This window comes from Mycobacterium sp. 012931 (assembly GCF_000419295.1).
GTDB classification, from domain to species: domain Bacteria; phylum Actinomycetota; class Actinomycetes; order Mycobacteriales; family Mycobacteriaceae; genus Mycobacterium; species Mycobacterium marinum.
The window spans coordinates 4,980,449-4,999,989 of record NZ_AOPX01000001.1; the positions used below are offsets into that span (position 1 = coordinate 4,980,449).

The 19,541-nt window shown below is 66.5% G+C and carries 15 protein-coding genes and 1 pseudogene; 7 read left to right on the forward strand and 9 right to left on the reverse strand.

All coding sequences use genetic code 11. The features are described from left to right. Positions 1-4 precede the first annotated feature (4 nt). From MMSP_RS21875 to rfbD, 3 genes are read right to left on the reverse strand one after another with little or no spacing between them, the layout of a single operon-like run. A complete protein-coding gene (locus MMSP_RS21875) occupies positions 5-1,081 on the reverse strand; it encodes a sugar phosphate nucleotidyltransferase (protein WP_011740556.1) in 1,077 nt (358 codons plus the stop codon). A gap of 1 nt (position 1,082) precedes the next feature. After that, a complete protein-coding gene (locus tag MMSP_RS21880) occupies positions 1,083-1,967 on the reverse strand; it encodes a glycosyltransferase family 2 protein (RefSeq protein ID WP_036426860.1) in 885 nt (294 codons plus the stop codon). Further along, a complete protein-coding gene (gene rfbD / locus MMSP_RS21885; RefSeq protein WP_036426861.1) occupies positions 1,960-2,886 on the reverse strand; it encodes a dTDP-4-dehydrorhamnose reductase in 927 nt (308 codons plus the stop codon). The genes MMSP_RS21880 and rfbD overlap by 8 nt, the downstream gene beginning before the upstream one ends. 67 nt (positions 2,887-2,953) lie before the next feature. Here rfbD and MMSP_RS21890 point away from each other — a divergent pair, with 67 nt between their 5' ends. From MMSP_RS21890 to ctpC, 4 genes are all read left to right on the forward strand, one after another. Then, positions 2,954-4,411: an LCP family protein gene (locus tag MMSP_RS21890; RefSeq protein ID WP_036426862.1), complete on the forward strand. Its 1,458-nt coding sequence runs from the start codon at positions 2,954-2,956 to the stop codon at positions 4,409-4,411. Then, a complete protein-coding gene (locus tag MMSP_RS21895) occupies positions 4,399-5,121 on the forward strand; it encodes a TIGR03089 family protein (protein ID WP_020788386.1) in 723 nt (240 codons plus the stop codon). The genes MMSP_RS21890 and MMSP_RS21895 overlap by 13 nt, the downstream gene beginning before the upstream one ends. A gap of 115 nt (positions 5,122-5,236) precedes the next feature. Further along, complete coding sequence (locus MMSP_RS21900) at positions 5,237-5,515, forward strand: DUF1490 family protein (RefSeq protein WP_011740561.1); 279 nt, start codon at positions 5,237-5,239, stop codon at positions 5,513-5,515. A gap of 9 nt (positions 5,516-5,524) precedes the next feature. Then, the gene (gene ctpC, locus MMSP_RS21905; protein ID WP_020788387.1) at positions 5,525-7,723 is read left to right on the forward strand and encodes a manganese-exporting P-type ATPase CtpC; all 2,199 of its coding nucleotides are present in this window, start codon (positions 5,525-5,527) and stop codon (positions 7,721-7,723) included. A gap of 43 nt (positions 7,724-7,766) precedes the next feature. Here the strand turns inward: ctpC and MMSP_RS21910 are convergent, their stop codons facing one another. After that, the gene (locus tag MMSP_RS21910; RefSeq protein WP_020788388.1) at positions 7,767-8,468 is read right to left on the reverse strand and encodes a hypothetical protein; all 702 of its coding nucleotides are present in this window, start codon (positions 8,466-8,468) and stop codon (positions 7,767-7,769) included. 78 nt (positions 8,469-8,546) lie between these two features. Beyond that, the gene (locus tag MMSP_RS21915; protein WP_020788389.1) at positions 8,547-10,253 is read right to left on the reverse strand and encodes a CocE/NonD family hydrolase; all 1,707 of its coding nucleotides are present in this window, start codon (positions 10,251-10,253) and stop codon (positions 8,547-8,549) included. Between the two features lie 84 nt (positions 10,254-10,337). Between MMSP_RS21915 and MMSP_RS21920 the strand changes: the two genes are divergently transcribed. The 3 genes and pseudogenes from MMSP_RS21920 to MMSP_RS21930 all read left to right on the forward strand — a co-directional run bounded on the left by MMSP_RS21920 (position 10,338) and on the right by MMSP_RS21930 (position 14,868). Continuing rightward, on the forward strand, positions 10,338-10,982 hold the full coding sequence (locus tag MMSP_RS21920; RefSeq protein WP_232022774.1) for a TetR/AcrR family transcriptional regulator: 645 nt from the start codon (positions 10,338-10,340) through the stop codon (positions 10,980-10,982). A 176-nt stretch (positions 10,983-11,158) separates the two neighbouring features. After that, positions 11,159-12,346 (forward strand): annotated as a pseudogene (locus tag MMSP_RS21925) (CoA transferase). 275 nt (positions 12,347-12,621) lie between these two features. Then, on the forward strand, positions 12,622-14,868 hold the full coding sequence (locus MMSP_RS21930) for a bifunctional SulP family inorganic anion transporter/carbonic anhydrase (protein WP_020788393.1): 2,247 nt from the start codon (positions 12,622-12,624) through the stop codon (positions 14,866-14,868). 13 nt (positions 14,869-14,881) lie between these two features. Here the strand turns inward: MMSP_RS21930 and MMSP_RS21935 are convergent, their stop codons facing one another. From MMSP_RS21935 to MMSP_RS21950, 4 genes are all read right to left on the reverse strand, one after another. Continuing rightward, positions 14,882-15,322, reverse strand: a complete 441-nt coding sequence (locus MMSP_RS21935) for a response regulator (RefSeq protein WP_020788394.1) — start codon at positions 15,320-15,322, stop codon at positions 14,882-14,884. Further along, positions 15,319-16,941, reverse strand: coding sequence for a CHASE3 domain-containing protein (locus tag MMSP_RS21940; RefSeq protein ID WP_036426863.1), 1,623 nt, complete (start codon positions 16,939-16,941; stop codon positions 15,319-15,321). The genes MMSP_RS21935 and MMSP_RS21940 overlap by 4 nt, the downstream gene beginning before the upstream one ends. Continuing rightward, positions 16,938-18,176, reverse strand: a complete 1,239-nt coding sequence (locus MMSP_RS21945) for a PP2C family protein-serine/threonine phosphatase (protein WP_020727291.1) — start codon at positions 18,174-18,176, stop codon at positions 16,938-16,940. Before MMSP_RS21945 ends, MMSP_RS21940 begins: the two co-directional genes overlap by 4 nt. 193 nt (positions 18,177-18,369) lie before the next feature. Further along, a complete protein-coding gene (locus MMSP_RS21950; protein WP_012393135.1) occupies positions 18,370-19,539 on the reverse strand; it encodes an acyl-CoA dehydrogenase in 1,170 nt (389 codons plus the stop codon). Between the last annotated feature and the right edge of the window lie 2 nt (positions 19,540-19,541).

Genomic DNA, 19,541 nt, shown 5'->3' on the forward strand with positions numbered 1-19,541 from the left:
GCGATCACACGTCCGACGAGTAGCGGATGCCGCCGTCGGGAATGGAGACGCCGGGCCAGACGCGGGCACCGCGCAGCAACTCGCAGCGCGCGCCGATGTCGGCGCCATCGCCGATCACGCCGTCGCGGACCAGCGCACGGGGGCCGATGCGCGCACCGAAGCCGATGATCGATCGTTCGATCACACTGCCCGCTTCGACCTTGACGCCGTCGAAGATGACGGCGCCGTCCAGCCGGACACCGGGTCCGATCTCGGCGCCTCGGCCCACCACGGTGCCGCCGATCAGTACCGCGCCGGGAGCAATCGCCGCGCCGTCGTGTACCAGTTGTTCGCCACGCTGGCCCTGTAGCGCCGGGGAAGGCGCGATCCCGCGCACCAGATCCGCCGAGCCGCGCACGAAGTCCTCCGGCGTGCCCATGTCCCGCCAGTAGGTGGCATCGACGTAGCCGTAGATCTTGATGTCGGGGTCGGACAGCAGCGAGGGGAACACCTCGCGTTCCACCGATACCTCACGGCCCCGGGGAATCCGGTCGATGATCTCGCGCTTGAAGACATAGCAGCCGGCGTTGATCTGGTCGGTGGGCGGATCCTGTGTCTTTTCCAAGAACGCCGTGACCCGGCCGTCCTCGGTGGGCACGCAGCCGAATGCCCGGGGGTCGCCCACCCGCACCAGGTGCAGGGTGACGTCGGCCTGGTTCTGGTGGTGATAGTCGAGCAGCTGGCCCAAATCCGCACCGGAGAGCACGTCGCCGTTGAACACCATCACGGTGTCGTGGTGCAGCTTGCCGGCGACGTTGACGATGCCGCCACCGGTCCCCAACGGCTTGTCTTCGGTGACATAGTCGATCTGCAGGCCCAGCTTGGATCCGTCGCCGAACTCGGCCTCGAACACCCCGGCCTGATACGACGTGCTCAACACCACGTGTTCGATCCCCGCCGCGGCGATGCGCGAGAGCAGGTGGGTGAGAAACGGCAGCCCAGCCGTGGGCAGCATGGGCTTGGGTGCGGACAAGGTGAGCGGGCGCAGCCTGGTGCCCTTACCGCCAACCAGGACCACCGCGTCGACGCCGTTGGTTGCCAAGTCAGTGCCGCCCTTCTACCAGCTTTCGGCGCGAACTGCGCACCATCAGACGGGAGCGTACCGCCAGCGATCCCCGCAAAGTCCAGCGCAATGGGGCCCGCCACCAGCCGGCATGGCGATCCGCCAGGAAAATGTAGGTGCTTCGGTGGTGTGCCGCCAGGTGATTGGCCGGATCGCGTCCGGTGGAGTGGCCTTTGTGGTGCAGCACTTCCGCCGACGGCACATAGACGCTGAGCCAGCCGGCCTGGCCCAGCCGGTCGCCGAGGTCCACGTCTTCCATATACATGAAGTAGCGCTCGTCGAAACCGCCGATCTGGCGGAACGCGGAGCGGCGCACCAACAGGCACGAACCCGATAGCCAGCCCACCGGCCGTTCGCTGGGCTCGAGGTGTTCCTGGCGATAGGCCTTGGTCCAGGGATTGCGGGGCCATACCGGCCCGAGCACCGCGTGCATACCGCCGCGGACCAGGCTGGGCAGATGGCGCGCCGAGGGGTACACCGATCCATCGGGATCGCGGATCAGCGGGCCCAACGCCCCGGCCTGGGGCCAGCGCTCGACGGCCTCGAGCAGCGCGTCGATGCTGCCCGGACCCCACTGCACGTCCGGGTTGGCCACGATCAGCCAGTCGTCTGACTCCGGTTGTTCGGTGAGCTGGGCGACGGCCCGGTTCACCGCGGTGCCGTACCCGAGGTTGGCCCCGGTGTGGAAGATCCGCACGTTGGGGTAGCGCTCGACGGCCGCCTGAGGTGTTCCGTCGGTGGAGCCGTTGTCGGCCAGCAGCACACTCACCGGACGGTCGGTGGCCAGCGACAAAGACGCCAAGAAGCGCTCCAAGTGGGGGCCCGGCGAGTAGGTCACCGCCACGACCGGCAGGACGTCAGTCACTCGTCGAGGGTACCGGTCGACCGGCCAACGCCCGGTCCGAAGCCGCGGCCAACGCGGCGACCAGGGCACTGCGCCACGGACGCAGCGGAGTCAGGCCTGCTGCGGCCCACTGCCGCCCGCCCAGCGCGGAGTAGCCCGGCCGCACCGCCGGCCGGGGGAACTGTGCGGTGCTGACCGGGCGCACCCGCTGCGGATCGGTGCCGCATTCCTCGAACACCGCGCGGGCCAACCCGAACCGCGAGACCGCGCCCCCGTTGGCGGCGTGCAGCAGGCGCCCGCGCACGCCGGCATCGGCCACCTCCAGCAGCGCGGCCGCCAAGTCAGCGACATAGGTCGGTGACCCGGTTTGGTCGTCCACCACATCCACCGGGCCCTCTCCAGCGGCCAGTCGGCGCATGATGGCGACGAAATCGCTGCCCGTCCCGCCGGTATAGACCCAGGCCGACCGCACCACGACGGCATCGGGCAGGGCCGCCAGCACCGCCCGCTCACCGGCGAACTTGCTGCGCGCGTACACGCCCTGTGGCGCCGTTTTGTCGCCGGGCTCGTAGGGTTGCGGCTGCGCCCCGTCGGGCAGATCAGCGTGATCACCATCGAATACGTAGTCGGTGGAGACGTGAATCAACGCCGCACCGGCGCGCGCACAGGCCTTGGCGAGATTTTCCGGGCCGGTGGTGTTGACGGCGTAGGCGCGAGCCTCGTCACTTTCCGCGCTGTCGACGTCGGTGTAGGCCGCGCAGTTGATCACGACATCACCGGTTCCGATGATCTCCTCGGTGGCCGCAGCGTCGGTGATGTCCCATTCCGATGACGTTTTTGCCAACACATCACGGCCCGCACGCACCGCCTGGGCAGCCAAAACACCGCCGAGCTGCCCCGCTGCGCCGGTGATAACCAGCCTCTCCGACCTGCCAACCATGCGTTCGAGTCTGGCACGCCGGAGCGGGCTAACAGGAAAGCGGCTGTTACACAAGTAACCTACAGTGATGCCTGTGCAACGTGTGGTTCGTGCGGTCGCTACCGCATTGGCCGTCGTGGTCGTCCTGGGCACCGGTTTGGCGTGGACCAACGTCCGGTCCTTCGAAGGCGGCATCTTCCACATGTCCGCACCCTCGCTGGGACACGGCGCCAACGACGGAGCGATCGACATTCTGTTGGTCGGCCTCGACAGCCGTACCGATGCCCACGGCAACCCGCTGACGCCCGAGGAATTGGCGACCCTGCGGGCCGGCGACGAGGAAGCCACCAACACCGACACGATCATCCTGGTCCGGATCCCCAACAACGGGAGGTCGGCCACCGCGATATCGATCCCGCGCGATTCCTATGTCCAGGCCCCCGGCCTGGGCAAGACCAAGATCAACGGCGTCTACGGCCAGACCAGGGAGACCAAGCGGGCCGGCCTGGTCCAGGCCGGCGCGTCGGCGGCGGAAGCCGCGGCCGCGGGTACCGAGGCCGGGCGTGAGGCGCTGATCAAGACCGTTGCCGACCTCACCGGTGTCACCGTCGATCACTACGCCGAGATCGGCCTGCTGGGTTTCGCGTTGATCACCGATGCGCTCGGTGGCGTCGATGTCTGCCTCAACGGGCCCGTCTACGAATCGCTTTCGGGAGCGGATTTTCCGGCCGGGCGACAGAAACTCACCGGTCCGCAGGCACTGGCCTTCGTGCGTCAGCGCCACGAGCTGCCCCGAGGCGACCTGGACCGGGTGGTGCGTCAGCAAGCGGTGATGGCCTCACTGGCCCACCGGGTCATCTCCGGCAAGACACTGTCCAGCCCGACGACGGTGCGGCGCCTGGAGCAGGCCGTGCAGCGCTCGGTGGTGCTGTCTTCCGGCTGGAACATCATTGACTTCGTCCAACAGCTACAACAGCTGACCGGCGGCAACGTCGCCTTCGCCACCATCCCGGTGCTCGACGGGTCCGGCTGGAGTGACGACGGCATGCAAAGCGTGGTCCGCGTCGACCCGCACCAGGTTGCCGACTGGGTCGGCAGCCTGCTCAACGAGCAGAACGAAGGCAAGACCGCGGAACTCGCGTACGCGCCCGCCAAGACCACCGCCGACGTGGTCAACGACACCGACATCAACGGACTGGCGGCAGCGGTGTCAGACGTGTTGAGCGCAAAAGGGTTTACCACCGGTTCGGTCGGCAACAACGAGGCCGGCCATGTCAAGCTCAGCCAGGTTCGCGCCGCCACCACCGACGATCTGGGAGCACAGCAGGTCGCCAAGGAACTGGGCGGCCTACCGGTGGTCGCCGACACGTCGATACCGAGCGGATCCGTTCGGGTGGTGCTGTCCAACGACTACAGCGGCCCGGGCTCCGGGCTGGGCGGCGCGATGGCTCCCGCGCATGCGTCCAACCCCGGGTACTCCGACACCGCTCCCCCGCCGTCGCCGATCCTGACCGCCGGATCAGATCAGCCGGAGTGCATCAACTGAGCACGCTCAGCGCGGCGATCCTCGACCCGATGCTGCGGGCCGATCCCGTCGGCCCCCGAATCACCTATTACGACGATGCCACCGGCGAGCACATCGAACTGTCGGCGGTGACACTGGCCAACTGGGCCGCCAAGACCGCCAACCTGCTGCGCGACGAACTGGCCGCCGGGCCGCAAAGCCGGGTCGCGATTCTGCTGCCGGCCCATTGGCAGACCGCTGCGGTGCTGTTCGGGGTGTGGCGGATCGGGGCCGAAGTGGTGCTCGACGGTGCGGCCGACGTCGCGCTGTGCACCGCGGGGCGCCTCGATGAAGCCGACAGTGCCGTGCAGGACGCGGCCGGCGAGGTGGCGGTGCTGTCACTGGACCCGTTCGGCCGCCCCGCTCCCGACCTACCGGTGGGCGTCACCGACTACGCGACCTCGGTGCGGGTGCACGGCGACCAGATCAGTCCCGAACGGCTGCCCGGACCGGCGCTGGCCGGCCGATCGGTCGAACAAGTGCTGCGAGAGTGCGCCGAGTCGGCGGCGGCGCGGCACCTGACGGCGGCCGACCGGGTGCTGTCCACCGGTACCTGGACCAGCCCCGGTGAGTTGGTGGATCACCTGCTGGCAATTCTGTCCGTGGGCGCGTCGTTGGTGCAGCTAGCCAACCCCGATCCGGCGGCCATGCAGCGCCGGATCGAGATGGAAAAGGTGTCGCGCGTCTTGTGATCCGGCGCGTGATCAGCGCCGCACTCGGCACGCCCAATACATGTTGATATCGCGATATTTAGATGTTAGCGTCGAAGGCCCAAGGCGAGAACACGACGGAAGGTAGGTTCAGGTAATGGTGGCGTACGGATTGTTCGCGAAGCTAGGCACACTCGTGGTCCACGGTGTGGTCGGGGCGGCAGCCTATGACGTGGTCCGCAAGGCCGCGAAGAAGGCACCACTGCGCCAGACCGCGGTGTCGGCAGCGGAGCTGAGCTTGCGCGGAACCCGCAAGGCCGAAGAGGCCGCGGAGTCGGCCCGGCTCAAGATTTCCGACGTGATGTCCGAGGCCCGCGAACGCATTGGCGAAGAGGCGCCCACCCCCGCCGTCGGCGCGCACGACCACGACCACTGATCCGGCGACATGACCCTAGCGATCGTTAAAGAGGTCCCAGCAGGTGCGGACGGTGACGACACCACCGACCTGGTCGTACTTTCCGACGCGGCCGGACGCATGCGCGTCCGGGCGGACTGGGTACGCGGCAATTCCCGGCGCGCGGTAGCCGTCGAAGAGGCCGTCGCCAAGCAGGACGGGGTACGGGTCGTCCACGCCTACCCGCGCACCGGGTCGGTCGTGGTGTGGTACTCACCGCGACGTTGTGATCGCGCCGCGGTACTGGAAGCGATCGGCGGCGCCAAGCACGTTGCCGCCGAACTGATCCCGGCGCGCGCACCCCACTCGACCGAGATCCGCAACACCGATGTGCTGCGCATGGTGATCGGTGGAGCGGCACTGGCCCTGCTGGGCGTTCGCCGGTATGTGTTCGCGCGCCCACCACTGCTGGGGCCGAGCGGGAGGATGGTGGCCACCGGTGTCACCATCTTCACCGGCTATCCCTTCCTGCGCGGCGCCCTGCGCTCCTTGCGCTCCGGCAAGGCCGGCACCGACGCGCTGGTCTCGGCGGCCACGATCGCCAGCCTCATCCTGCGGGAAAACGTCGTCGCGCTCACCGTGCTGTGGCTGCTCAATATCGGTGAGTACCTGCAGGATCTGACCCTGCGCCGGACCCGGCGCGCCATCTCGGAGCTACTGCGCGGCAACCAGGACACCGCCTGGATCCGGCTGACCGACGGCCCCGAAGCAGGAACCGAGGTCCAGGTACCGATCGACAGTGTGCAGATCGGCGACGAGGTCGTCGTGCACGATCACGTTGCCATCCCGGTCGACGGTGAAGTGGTCGACGGTGAGGCCATCGTCAACCAGTCGGCGATCACCGGGGAAAACCTGCTGGTCAGCGTCGTGGCCGGCGCGACCGTGCACGCCGGATCCGTCGTGGTACGCGGGCGCCTGGTGGTGCGTGCGCAGGCGGTCGGCAACCAGACCACGATCGGGCGGATCATCACCAGGGTCGAAGAAGCCCAGAACGACCGGGCACCGATTCAAACGGTGGGCGAGAACTTCTCTCGCCGCTTCGTGCCCACCTCGTTCATCGTCTCGGCCATCACCTTGTTGGTCACCGGGGATGTCCGGCGCGCGATGACGATGCTGTTGATCGCGTGCCCATGCGCGGTAGGCCTGTCCACCCCGACCGCGATCAGCGCCGCCATCGGCAACGGCGCCCGGCGCGGCATCCTGATCAAGGGCGGATCGCACCTCGAGCAGGCCGGCCGGGTCGACGCAATCGTGTTCGACAAGACCGGAACGCTCACCGTGGGACGTCCGGTGGTCACCAACATTATTGCGATGCACAAGGATTGGGAGCCCGAGCAGGTTCTGGCCTACGCCGCCAGCTCGGAAATCCACTCCCGTCACCCACTGGCCGAGGCGGTGATCCGTTCGACCGAGGAACGCCGCATCAGCATCCCGCCGCACGAGGAGTGCGAGGTCCTGGTGGGTCTGGGCATGCGAACCTGGGCCGACGGCCGGACCCTGCTGCTCGGCAGCCCATCGCTGCTCGAGTCGGAGCAGGTCAAGGTATCCAAGAAGGCATCGGAATGGGTCGGCAAGCTGCGGCAACAGGCCGAAACACCGCTGCTGCTCGCCGTGGACGGCATGCTGGTCGGGCTGATCAGCCTGCGCGACGAAGTGCGGCCCGAGGCCGCCGAGGTGCTGACCAAGTTGCGGGACAACGGAGTTCGCCGGATCGTCATGCTCACCGGGGATCACCCCGACATCGCCAAAGTCGTCGCCGAAGAGCTGGGGATCGACGAATGGCGCGCCGAGGTGATGCCCGAGGACAAGCTCGAAGTGGTGCGGGACCTGCAGGACGAGGGCTACGTGGTCGGCATGGTCGGTGACGGCATCAACGATGCCCCGGCACTGGCCGCCGCCGATATCGGAATCGCGATGGGCCTGGCCGGAACCGACGTCGCCGTGGAGACCGCCGATGTGGCGCTGGCCAACGACGATCTGCATCGGCTGCTCGACGTCCGCGATCTCGGTGGGCGGGCAGTCGACGTGATCCGGCAGAACTACGGTATGTCGATCGCCGTCAATGCCGCCGGTCTGCTGATCGGTGCGGGCGGTGCGCTCTCACCGGTGCTGGCCGCGATCCTGCACAACGCGTCCTCAGTGGCGGTGGTAGCCAACAGCTCCCGGCTGATCCGGTACCGCCTGGAGTGAGGCCTCGATGCTCGAGTAGGGCCTCGGATCGGCGAGGCCTTACTCAGCAGCCGCAGTCCTGGCCGCGCCAGGCTCTGACACCCTGCCAGACGGCTATGCCGGCGATGACGAGCCCGATCCCCGGGTCGATCCACCAACCGCCGGGCCAGGCCGCGGTGATCGCAAGCCAAAGCAACACCCCGGCGGCTTGGCCCGCGCACAGATAATTCTGGGTGCCTTCACCTTCGGTGGCCCCGGACTGCAAGAGCACACCCAGCTTGTGATTGGCCCGGCCGAGGATGGGCATGACGACCAAAGCGAAGGCCGTCAACCCGATTCCGATCACCGAGGTGCCAACCTCGTGCTTGTCGGTGAGGTGGCGAATGGATTCCGCGGCAACCAGCGGCGCAACCAACCAGAAAGACACGGCGACGCCACGTTGGGCGCGGCGCTCGGCGGTCTCCGACAACGTGCGGGAACCGGTGAACCGCCACAACACCATTGCGCTGGCCAGCCCTTCGGATGCGCCACCGAGGGCCCATCCGGTCAATGCGACGGACCCGACGGCAACGCCCTCCCACACCCCGACAGCACCCTCGGTGACCAATACGGCCAAGCTGATCCAGGCCAGTCGGCGCGCCCATCGAACGCCCTGTTGCCAGGCCGCATCGCCGGAGTGCCCGGTATGCGCAGCTGTTGTGGACACATCGCAGCAGGCGTCGCCGGCCAAGTCACCTACCTTGCCGACCGAACTGGAAGTGTTCATCAGGCGATGGTAGGTCAAGTTTCTGTGCCCCTCGGACAGGTTGGCGCGCGGCGCGGTTGAGCTGGGCGGTAGTAATTCTCAGGCTGGGGCGTTGTCGCCGGAGCTGGTGACCGGCACCCGCAACCGTGCCGGCCGGTCCGCTCCCCAGTGCAGGGTGCAGCGCGCCGGCGGGCTGGGCGCGTACAGGGCGGGAAAACTTCCGTAGAGCGGATTGCGCGGGGCAAGCTGGCGACCGGCGATGACCAGCCGGATGCGATCGTCGTGGTGAAAGGCGGTTGCTGATGGGCCCAATGCGAGTTCGACGGGAACAACCTCACCCGGCGACAGCGGCTGGGAGTGTGCGAAAGTGTGCACCGGCTCGTACGGCGTCGACTGCTCGACATCGAGTTCTCGCAGCGATACGCGTTGCCACCCGGTGGTGATCCGGTCCCGGCCGTAACCGTAGGACCCTTCAAACGAAACCCATTTGTTGCCAACCCATTTCTCAACGCCGGCAAACAACGCGACATCGTCGGCGCCCTCGACTGACACCCACAGCGCCAAACTCATCGGACCGGTGAGCTCGAGATCTGCCACCACGGGAAGGGTGAATGCCGCTGCGCGCCTGCGAGTGTGGAAGGTGACCGATCCCTCGGCTGCCGAGGGCTCATGGTCCAACACACCGTCGTCGGCCAGGTAGAGGTCGCGCCAGTCGGTGTTTTCCAGTGGCCATTGCCGCTCGGCGCGAGTCTCCGCGATGACGTCGCCCCGCTCGCGCACCTCGAGCCGAACCCGGGGCGGTTTGGGCACATCAAAGTGTTTGAGATAGCGGTCGAAGAAGGCGAGCTGGGCCTGGCGGGCCTCGGGGCTGTAGAAGGTCGTCCACTTGCCGCCCCGGTGGGTGTAGGCGAACTTGTCTTCGGCACCGACCTTTTCGAATGCCCGAAAAGAACCGCGCCCATGCAGGTTGTTATCCGAAAAGCTGGCGCAGACCAGCATCGGGACCTCGATCCGGCCGAGGTCGGGTACCAGGGACTGCCACCACTGATCACGCAGCGGGTGCACCCGGCGCTGCGCGCCGATGTCCTCGGTCACCCGCATCACATGCTTGGTGCCGGTCTGCCAGACTCGCGAGAAGCCCTTTTCCGCCACTCCCCCGGGGTTGAACATGTCCCGGTACGCATCGGTGAACCCCTCCCAGGGGCAAATCGCCTTGAGGCTCGGCGGTCTTAACGCGGCGGCCTTGAACTGTGCCATCGCCAGGTAGGACACGCCCGCCATGCCGACGCCGCCACTGGACCAAGGCGCGGCGCCGGCCCACTCGATCAGGTCGTAGACGTCCTCGGCTTCTTGGTCGGACATCAACGCCCCGGCGCCATCGGATGTCCCGGCGCCGTGGATGTCGGCGTTGACAACGGCATAGCCATGGGCCAGCCACCAGACCGGATCGGGCGCCTCCCAGCTGGTCTCGCTCGAGATCTCCACCTGGCCGGGCTGGCGCAGGATCCTGAACTGCGGATTGATGCCCCAGCCCCACCATCTGCGCTTGGGCAGCCGGTCCTTGCCGTAGGGATGGGCCGCCAGGATGACGGGAAACGGCCCCGAACCGGGGGGCCGGTAGACGTTGACCCGCAGCACCACGCCATCGCGCATCCGAACCGAAACGTCGCGGTCCACCACCAGGTCCGGCGGCGCCGCCGACACCGTCACCGGCGGCCGCAGGATTGCCCGTACCCGAGCCGCCGCGTAGCGGACAACCCCGGCCCGCCGCCATGGACGGTCGTAGATTGGATTTCGCGTCGGCACGATAACTCCTGTTCACGCACACACTTGAGTGGCACTCAATCCTGATTGAGTTACAATCTAGCACGCTGAAGTATGCTGACTTCGATGGAAAGAAAGCGGCAGCGAAATACAACCCGGGTACGCGAAGCGGGGGCCGCGTCGCGCGCGCAGACCCGTCACTTGCTGCTCACGGCCGCCGCCGAAGAATTCGCTCGTGTCGGATACGTCGCCTCGACGGTCAGCCGGATCGCCGAGGGAGCCGGGGTGACCGTGCAAACGCTCTACCTCGCCTGGGGCGGCAAACGCGCGCTGCTCCGCGGCTATCTCGAGAGCACCCTCGCCCCCGACGCCGCGCCATCGGGACAGCACTTTGCCGCTCAACTTCAACCCGATAGCCCCGCCGGGACCCTGGCCCAGGTTTCGGCATTAGTCTGCGACGCGGCACGGCGCTCGGCGATAGCGTGGCGCGCCTACCGCGACGGATCCGGCGTCGACAGCGCCATCGCAGCGGAGTGGCATCAGATCCAGATGCTGCGCCGGGAAACGATGCGGGCACTGCTGGTGACCATTCCCGACGACGCCCTGCGATTGCCCCGTCAAGACGCGGTGGATACCGCCTGGGCCATCACCAGTCCAGCCAGCCACGAGATCATGGTTACCCACGGCGGGTTCACCTTGCAGCGCTTTGAAGCCTGGCTCACCACCACCTTGCAAAACGCCATCCTGCGCGATCCGGAGGGCAGCGGGTGAGCCACGTCGTGCCGCGCCGCCCCGGCGGCTCGTCAACCGGGCTGAGCAGTGGCCGATCTTGATGTCCCACTTGACAGCTTGAGTTTTCGGGGCGAACGTCACGATGTCGCGACTCGTCCAACCGAGCGCGCCGAGCCGGTCGCCTGGTGACACGCGCCGCAGGGAAGGATTTGCCGATGCCCGAGGGCAACCCCGCCAAACCACTCGATGGGTTTCGGGTGCTCGATTTCACCCAGAACGTTGCCGGGCCGCTGGCCGGACAGGTCCTGGCCGACCTGGGCGCCGAGGTGATCAAGGTTGAGGCCCCCGGCGGTGAGGCGGCGCGGCACATCACCGCCGTGCTGCCGCACCGCCCGCCGCTAGCGACCTATTTCCTACCGAACAACAGGGGCAAGAAGTCGGTGTCGGTGGATCTGTCCACCGACACGGCTCGCCGGCAGATCCTGCGGCTCGCCGACACCGCCGACGTGGTGCTGGAGGGGTTTCGGCCCGGCGTGATGGAGCGAATGGGCCTTGGCCCCGAGGACCTGCGCGCCCGCAACCCCAAACTGATCTATGCCCGGTTGTCGGCATTCGGCGGCAACGGCCCGCACGGCACTCGACCGGGCGTCGATCTGATAGTCGCCGCCGAGGCGGGAATGACCACCGGAATGCCCACCCCCGACGGCAAGCCACAGATCATCCCGTTTCAGTTGGTCGATAATGCCAGCGGGCATGTGCTGGCCCAGGCGGTCCTGGCCGCGCTGCTCAACCGCGAGCGGCACGGGGTGGCCGACACCGTCCGGGTGGCGATGTACGACGTCGCGGTGGGGCTGCAGGCCAACCAGCTCACCATGCACCTCAATCGTCCCAGTTCGGACGCGCCGAAAAGGCCCGAGCAGACACCCGCGGGCGCGCGCCGCAAACGGGTTGCCTTTGCGACCCAGCCATCGGATGCCTTCCGCGCCGCCGACGGCTACCTGCTGATCAGCGCCTACGTGCCCAAGCACTGACAGCGGCTGTGCGAGATCATCGGCCAGCCCGATCTCCTCGACGACGAGCGCTTCATCGACCAACGCGCGCGGGCGATCAACTACGCGGAATTGACCGAAGAACTGGAATCGACCCTGGCCGCCAAGACCGCCGCGCAATGGGTCGAACTGCTGCACGAAGGCGGGTTGATGGCCTGCCTGGCCTACACCTGGAAACAGGTCGTCACAACGCCGTTGTTCGCCGAGAACGAGCTGGCATTGCAGGTCGGCAGTGGCGATGACGCCGTCACGGTGATCCGGACGCCCGCGCGCTACTCGAGCTTTAGCGCGGTGCTCGCCGATCCCCCGCCGGCCACCGGCGAGCACAACGAAACACTTCTGGGCGAATCCTAATTCGCGGTCAGCACCGGAAACTTTCTTGTGAGTTGTCAATGAATCAGTGCGGGGGTTTGCCGCACGGGCCGGTGAAGCGTGGAGGATTTTGGATATAAAACCTGCAGACTCATAGATTTGCTGCGCACAAATATGAACTGCCTCACACGCACCTACGACGCTCGGCGGACACTTGATTTGACAGACCACATTCCAGCCGGTGTCGAAGGGGTGTCAGGTCTCGATTGCCGGCCCGCCCGGGATGACCTCTTTGACCGGCTTTGAGGAGTCAACAAATGACCACCGCAGTCAAGAACTCCGCCGAGGCACCCGAATCTCGATCCCAGTGGATGCGGGCCAACTTGCGCCATGACTTCCCCGCGTCGCTCGTCGTCTTCCTGGTAGCGCTGCCCCTGTCGCTGGGGATCGCCATTGCCTCCGGTGCTCCGTTGATGGCCGGTTTGATTGCCGCGGTGGTGGGTGGCATTGTCGCCGGACTGCTCGGCGGGTCGTCGGTTCAGGTGAGCGGCCCGGCCGCCGGCCTCACCGTGGTGGTCGCCGGATTGATCGAACAGGTCGGTTGGCAGATGTTGTGCCTGATGACCCTCGGCGCGGGCGTCCTGCAGATCATTTTCGGGCTGAGCCGGATGGCACGCGCCGCGCTGGCCATTGCACCGGTGGTGGTGCACGCCATGCTGGCCGGCATCGGCGTGACCATCGTGCTGCAACAGATCCATGTCCTGATGGGCGGCTCGGCGCACAGCTCGGCGTGGCGCAACATTGCGGCGTTGCCCAACGGCATCCTTCATCACGAGCTACACGAAGTGATCGTCGGCGGAACGGTGATCGCAATATTGTTGGTGTGGTCACGGTTGCCCGCCATGGTGCGGATGGTTCCGGGCCCCCTGGTGGCCATCGCCGGAGCCACCGCACTGTCGTTGATGGTGAATCTAGATGTGGAGCGCATCAACCTTTCGGGCAACTTCTTCGAGGCCATCTCGCTGCCCCGGCTGCCCGAGCTGACCCCCGACGGTCAGCCCTGGAGCAATGACATCAGCATCATCGCCGTCGGCGTGTTGACCATCGCCCTGATCGCCAGCGTCGAATCGCTGCTGTGCGCGGTCGGTGTGGACAAGTTGCACCATGGCCCGCGGACCAACTTCAACAGGGAAATGCTCGGGCAGGGCAGCGCCAACGTCCTCTCCGGGCTGCTCGGCGGTCTTCCCGTCATCGGCGTCATCGTGCGCAGTTCGGCCAATGTGGCAGCCGGAGCCCGCACCCGCACCTCAGCGGTGCTGCACGGGGTGTGGATCTTGCTGTTCGCCTCGCTGTTCACCGGCCTGGTGGAACTCATCCCCAAAGCGGCGCTCGCCGGGCTCCTGATTGTGGTCGGCGCCCAGCTCATCCAGCTGGCACACATCCAGATTGCGTGGCGGACCGGCAATTTTGCGATCTACGTCATCACCATCCTGGGCGTCATATTCCTCAACCTGCTCGAGGGCGTGGTCATTGGACTCGGTGTTGCGATCGCCTTCTTGTTGATCAGGGTCATCCGCGCCCCGATCGAGGCCAGGCTGGTGAGCGAAGAGGCGAAGCGCTGGCGGGTCGACATCGATGGCACGTTGAGTTTCCTGCTCTTGCCGCGGCTGACCAACGTGCTCTCCGAGCTGCCAGAGGGCAGCGACATCACGCTGAACCTGAATGCCGACTACATCGACCACTCCGTCTCCGAAGCCATTTCCGACTGGAAGACCGCTCACGAAGCAACCGGCGGCGAAGTCACCATCATCGAGACGTCGCCGGCCAACCTGGTCAGCGCGCACACCAGTCCGCCGAAACGCCACTTCATGTCTCGAGCGCTGCGGGAACCCTGGACATCGAGGCGCGACAGCCATCCCGATGCCGAACCCTCGATTCGGCACGGTGTCGAGGAATACCATCGCAACGGCATCGGCACGCTGCACCACCATGTGCGGGAACTGATGGATCCGGCCAACCCGGACACGGTCTTTCTCACCTGCGCCGACTCCCGGATCCTGCCCGACGTCATCACGGCCAGCAAACCGGGCGACCTGTATATCGTCCGCAACGTCGGCAACCTGGTACCGATCGATCCAACCGAACGCTCGGTGGATGCCGCCCTGGACTTCGCGGTCAACCAACTCGGTGTGAGTTCGGTTGTCGTATGCGGACACTCGTCGTGCCGGTCAATGCAGGCGTTGCTGGACAACGGCGCGAGTGACGTCGACCGCCCGATGAACCACTGGCTTGAACACGCACACGATAGTTTGGCCGCGTTCCGATACGGTCATCCGGCACGGGCGAGCGCGGCGTCCGTCGGGTTCGGCGAACTCGACCAGCTAGCTGTGGTCAATGTGGCGGTTCAGCTGGAAAGGCTTGCGCACAACCAGGTCTTGGCTCCCGCGATAGCCTCCGGTGCGATACAGATCGTCGGTATGTTCTTCGATTTCTCGACCGTCCACGTACACGAGGTCGACCAACTCGGGATCGTGGCGTCCAACCAGCCTGTCGGAAAACCTTGAGCCGCCGCGCTACTCAGCTTTGCGGAAGCCGAACCACCTGAAGAAAGAACTCGTCGATCTGCCGGACGGCGGTCATGAATTGGTCGAGATCGACCGGCTTGGTGACGTAGGCGTTCGCATGCAGGTTGTAGCTACGCAGAATGTCCTCCTCGGCCGAGGACGTGGTCAGTACCACCACCGGGATACGACAAAGCTCGGAGTCGGACTTGATCTTCTCCAGCAACTGCCGACCGTCGTACTTCGGTAGGTTCAAGTCGAGCAGGATCAGATCGGGCCGGCGCGCCTGCTGGTACTTGCCCCGCTGATAAAGGTAATCCAGCCCCTCCTCGCTATCGTGGGCGACGTGCAGCCGGTTGTTGACCTTGTTGTGCTCGAACGCCTCCCGGGTGATGAGTTCATCCCCGGGATCGTCTTCGATGAGCAGGATGTCAATGGGTCGACCCGGTGCTGTCATTCGGCTATCCCTTCGGCAGGTTCGAGGTGTTCTGGGTCCGCGGTCGCGGGCGCGGCGACGGGCAAGGTGAACTGGAAGCGAGTCCCATCGGTGTACGAGGAGTCAATCCACACCGTGCCGCCGTGGTGCTCGACGATCTTTCGGCACAGCGCAAGGCCCAAACCGGTTCCGCCGTAGGAATCGCAACCATGCAGGCGCTGGAAGATGATGAAGACCTTGTCGGCGAACTCCTGCGCAATGCCGATACCGTTGTCCGACACGCTCAACAGCCACAGGCCCTGGTGATCTCCCGTGCCGAGCTGGCAATCGATGACCACCCGGGGCGGCAGGTCTTCGCGCCGGAATTTGACCGCGTTGCCAATCAGGTTCTGCCACAACATCGTCAGCAGGGTCGGATCTCCAACAACCGGTGGGAAGCCGTGCTCGAGGCGCACGATCTCGGCGTCTGATTCCTCGATGGCCGCGCCGAGATTGGCCACGGCAGCATCGAGGGTCGCGCCGAGTTCGACCTCGACGCTGGTGGCACCCAGCCGGCCGACCCGGGAGAAACTGAGCAGGTCGTTGATCAGGACCTGCATGCGTTTGGCGCCGTCGACCGCGAAGCCGATGTACTCGATGCCGCGTTCGTCGAGCTGATCCGCATAACGCCGCTCCAGTAACTGGCAGAATGCGGCGACCTTGCGCAGCGGCTCCTTCAGATCGTGGGACGCGACGTAGGCGAACTGCTCGAGCTCGGCATTGGACCGTCGCAATTCCTCTGCCTGTTCGTCCAATTGAGCTCGGGCGCAACGTGAGGTGTCGAGCTCTTCGACCATTCGCTGGCGCATGTTCTCGACGTCGATCGCGATACCCCGGATGTCTCTGGGCCAGCGCGGCGCAACGATGCCTTCGCCGAAGTTGCCTTCGGTGACCCGGCGGCAGGCCGCAGCCAGCGCGGCCAGCGGAATGGTGACCGCACGCCTGGTCAGGATTCCCAGTAGCGCTGCCGTCGCGAAGAACAACAGCACCATTGCGGCCAGCACCCGGTCACGCCAGTCGTCCATTCGTTGCAGGCGCTCGGCGGCCTGCGCGCGGGCGGCACCCAGATGCCGGTTTTGGTCCTCGAAAAGGGTTCGTAGCTGGTCGAACTGGGCCTTACCGATCGCGGTTGCCGCGCCGTTGAGCATGACCGGAGCATTCGAGTTGACCTGTGCGATGAGCGGCTCGGCGTAGCTGGCCCGCCACGCGCGCGCCGCCTTCTCGATCGCGTCCAGGTCGGCAAGCAGGTCACCCCGGCGCCCCAGTAGTCGCCGGATATTTTGGGCCGCAGCCTCTTCGGTGCGCCGGCCGTCGTAATAGGGGCTGAGGAACTGGCTGTCGGAGGAAATCACATAGCCTCTGATCCCCGATTCCTGGTCGCGCAAGGCCGACTGCAGCTGGAAAGCCGCGACCCGTGCGGGCTCGATGTTGTCGCCGAGTTCCCGCGATACACCGTCGGTGCGATTGAGCAGGACCGCGCCGGCGACGGTGCCGGCGAGCACCATCACGCCCATGATCGACAGCACCAGGGCTTGCCATCCCCGCACCGTGAGCGCGATACGGCGCCGCGTGCGGGGCCGGATGGGCGGTTCCGGAGTCATGCAGGCGTGCGTTCCACTCGCAGCACCGCTATGTCGTCGGTGAGCCCGCCGAGTGATTGAGCGCGTTGCTGCGCACCGTCGATGAGTGCGTCGACGAACGCCGGACCCGACAAGCCAGCGTGTGAACGGGCCAGCGACAGCAGCCCATGCTCGCCCAGCCGTTCCCGACGGTGCCCCGAATACCCCTCGAAGAGCCCGTCGGTGAGCAGCAGTAGCCCGTGGTCCACCGGCAGCTCCACCTCATGCTGGCACCAGTTGCCCAAATTCAGCCCCAGCGCCGGCCCGGCCGGCGGCTCGAGCCAGTGCACGGTGCCACCGCCGTGCAGCAGCATCCCGGGATGTCCGGCACGGATCACCTGGATGTGAGCGCCGTCGGCCGAGCCGGCGGGCTGGGGCGGAATGGCCAGGCTGAGCACCGTCGCAAAGATCCCCTCGCCGGTGCGTTCGGCGCGCAGCACCCGGTCGAGCTGGCGCATCAGCTCGCCGCCGTGCACGCCGGCCAGCGTCAGGGCCCGAAACGCGATGCGCAGCGCCGCGCCCAGCGCGGCCTCATTGGGGCCGTGCCCCGCGACGTCACCGATCAACACGTGGACCACCCGGTCGGCCGTTTGCACGACGTCATAGAAGTCGCCGCACAGCAACGCGTCTTCGCGGCTGGGCCGGTACCGGGCGACGATGTCGACTCCCGGCGAGTCGAGCAGCAGCGGCGAGGGCAGCAGGCCGCGTTCCAGCAGCGCATTCTCGCGGGCTCGGAGCTGGGTTGCGTGCAGGTCGGCGGCGATCAGCTCGGCACGTTTGCGCTCAATCGCGTACAGCATCGCGCGCCGCAGCATCTCCGGATCGACGCGACCCTTGACCAGATAGTCCTGTGCACCGGCGGCGACCGCCGTCGCGCCGAAGTACTCGTCGTTCAGCCCGGTCAGCACCACCACCGGGACGGTGGCATCGCGGTTGGCGATGCGGTCCAGCGCGTCGATGCCGCTGGCGTCGGGAAGGTTGAGGTCCAACAGCACGCAATCGGGCCGGGCCGCGCTCAATTCGCGCTCGGCGTGAGCCATCGAGCGCGCCCACACCACCTGGATGTCGACGGCCGCGTCCGCGATCAGCTCCTCGACCAGCATTGCGTCGGCCCGATCGTCCTCGACCAGCAGCAGCGACAACGTCTGCCACTGAGCCCGCTGGCCGGTGCTGGGACCAAGCCCCGCAGTCAGATCATGCTCATGTGGTACGCGCACAGGTAACCACGTCCTCTACCTCACACCCCCTGGCCGCGGATAACCCGTTTGCTCGAGTCAGACGAAGGCCGACGATACTCGGCGCGCCAGCTTATTTCGGCCACCTGCCTGCCCACCCGATTGATTGGCGGTGCCGTGACCTTGACTGTACTGGCGGATCGGATGCGATGAAGCGAATCTGCGGTTCGGTACCTCAGCGCAGCAATGCCCGCGACATCACGACGCGCTGAATCTGGTTGGTGCCCTCGTAGATCTGGGTGATCTTGGCGTCGCGCATCATCCGCTCGACCGGGAAGTCAACCGTGTATCCGGCGCCACCGAACAGCTGCACCGCGTCGGTGGTGACCTCCATCGCCACGTCGGAGGCCAGGCACTTCGACGCGGCGGAGATGAATCCGAGGTTGGATTCGCCACGCTCGGCGCGCGCGGCGGCGGAGTAGACCATCAGCCGCGCGGACTCCACCTTCATCGCCATGTCGGCGAGCATGAACTGCACCGCCTGAAAATCGCTGATCGACTTCCCAAACTGCTTGCGGTCCTTGGTGTAGGCGATTGCGGCATCCAGGGCGCCCTGAGCGATGCCCACCGCTTGGGCACCGATGGTCGGGCGGGTGTGGTCCAGCGTCGCCAGGGCGGTCTTGAAGCCGGTGCCGGGCTCCCCGATCATCCGGTCGCCGGGAACCCGACAGTTCTCGAAGTACAACTCCGTGGTCGGTGAGCCCTTGATCCCCAGCTTGCGCTCCTTGGGGCCCACGACGAAGCCTTCGTCGTCCTTGTGCACCATGAACGCCGATATCCCGTTGGCACCTTTTTCGGGGTCGGTCACGGCCATCACCGTGTACCAGGAGGACTTGCCGCCGTTGGTGATCCAGCACTTGGTGCCGTTGAGAATCCAGTCGTCACCGTCGGCCTTGGCCCGGGTGCGCATCGCTCCGGCGTCCGAACCGGCCTCGCGCTCGCTGAGCGCGTAGGAGGCCATCGCGGCGCCATCGGCGAGCGACGGCAACACCTGCTTCTTCAGATCGTCGGAACCGCGCAGGATCAGGCCCATGGTGCCCAACTTGTTGACCGCCGGGATCAACGAGGCTGAGGCGTCGACGCGAGCGACCTCCTCGATGACGATGCAGGCCGCCACCGAGTCGGCCCCCTGGCCGCCGTACTCCTCGGGGACGTGCACCGCATTGAACCCGGAAGCGTTGAGCGCATCAAGGGCCTCCTGCGGAAACCGGGAATTCTCATCCACGTCCGCGGCGTGCGGCGCGATCTCCTTTTCCGCCAGCGCGCGTATCGCCGCCCGCAACTCCTGGTGTTCCTCCGGAAGCTGGAACAAATCAAAAGACGGGTTTCCGGCCCAACCAGCCATCT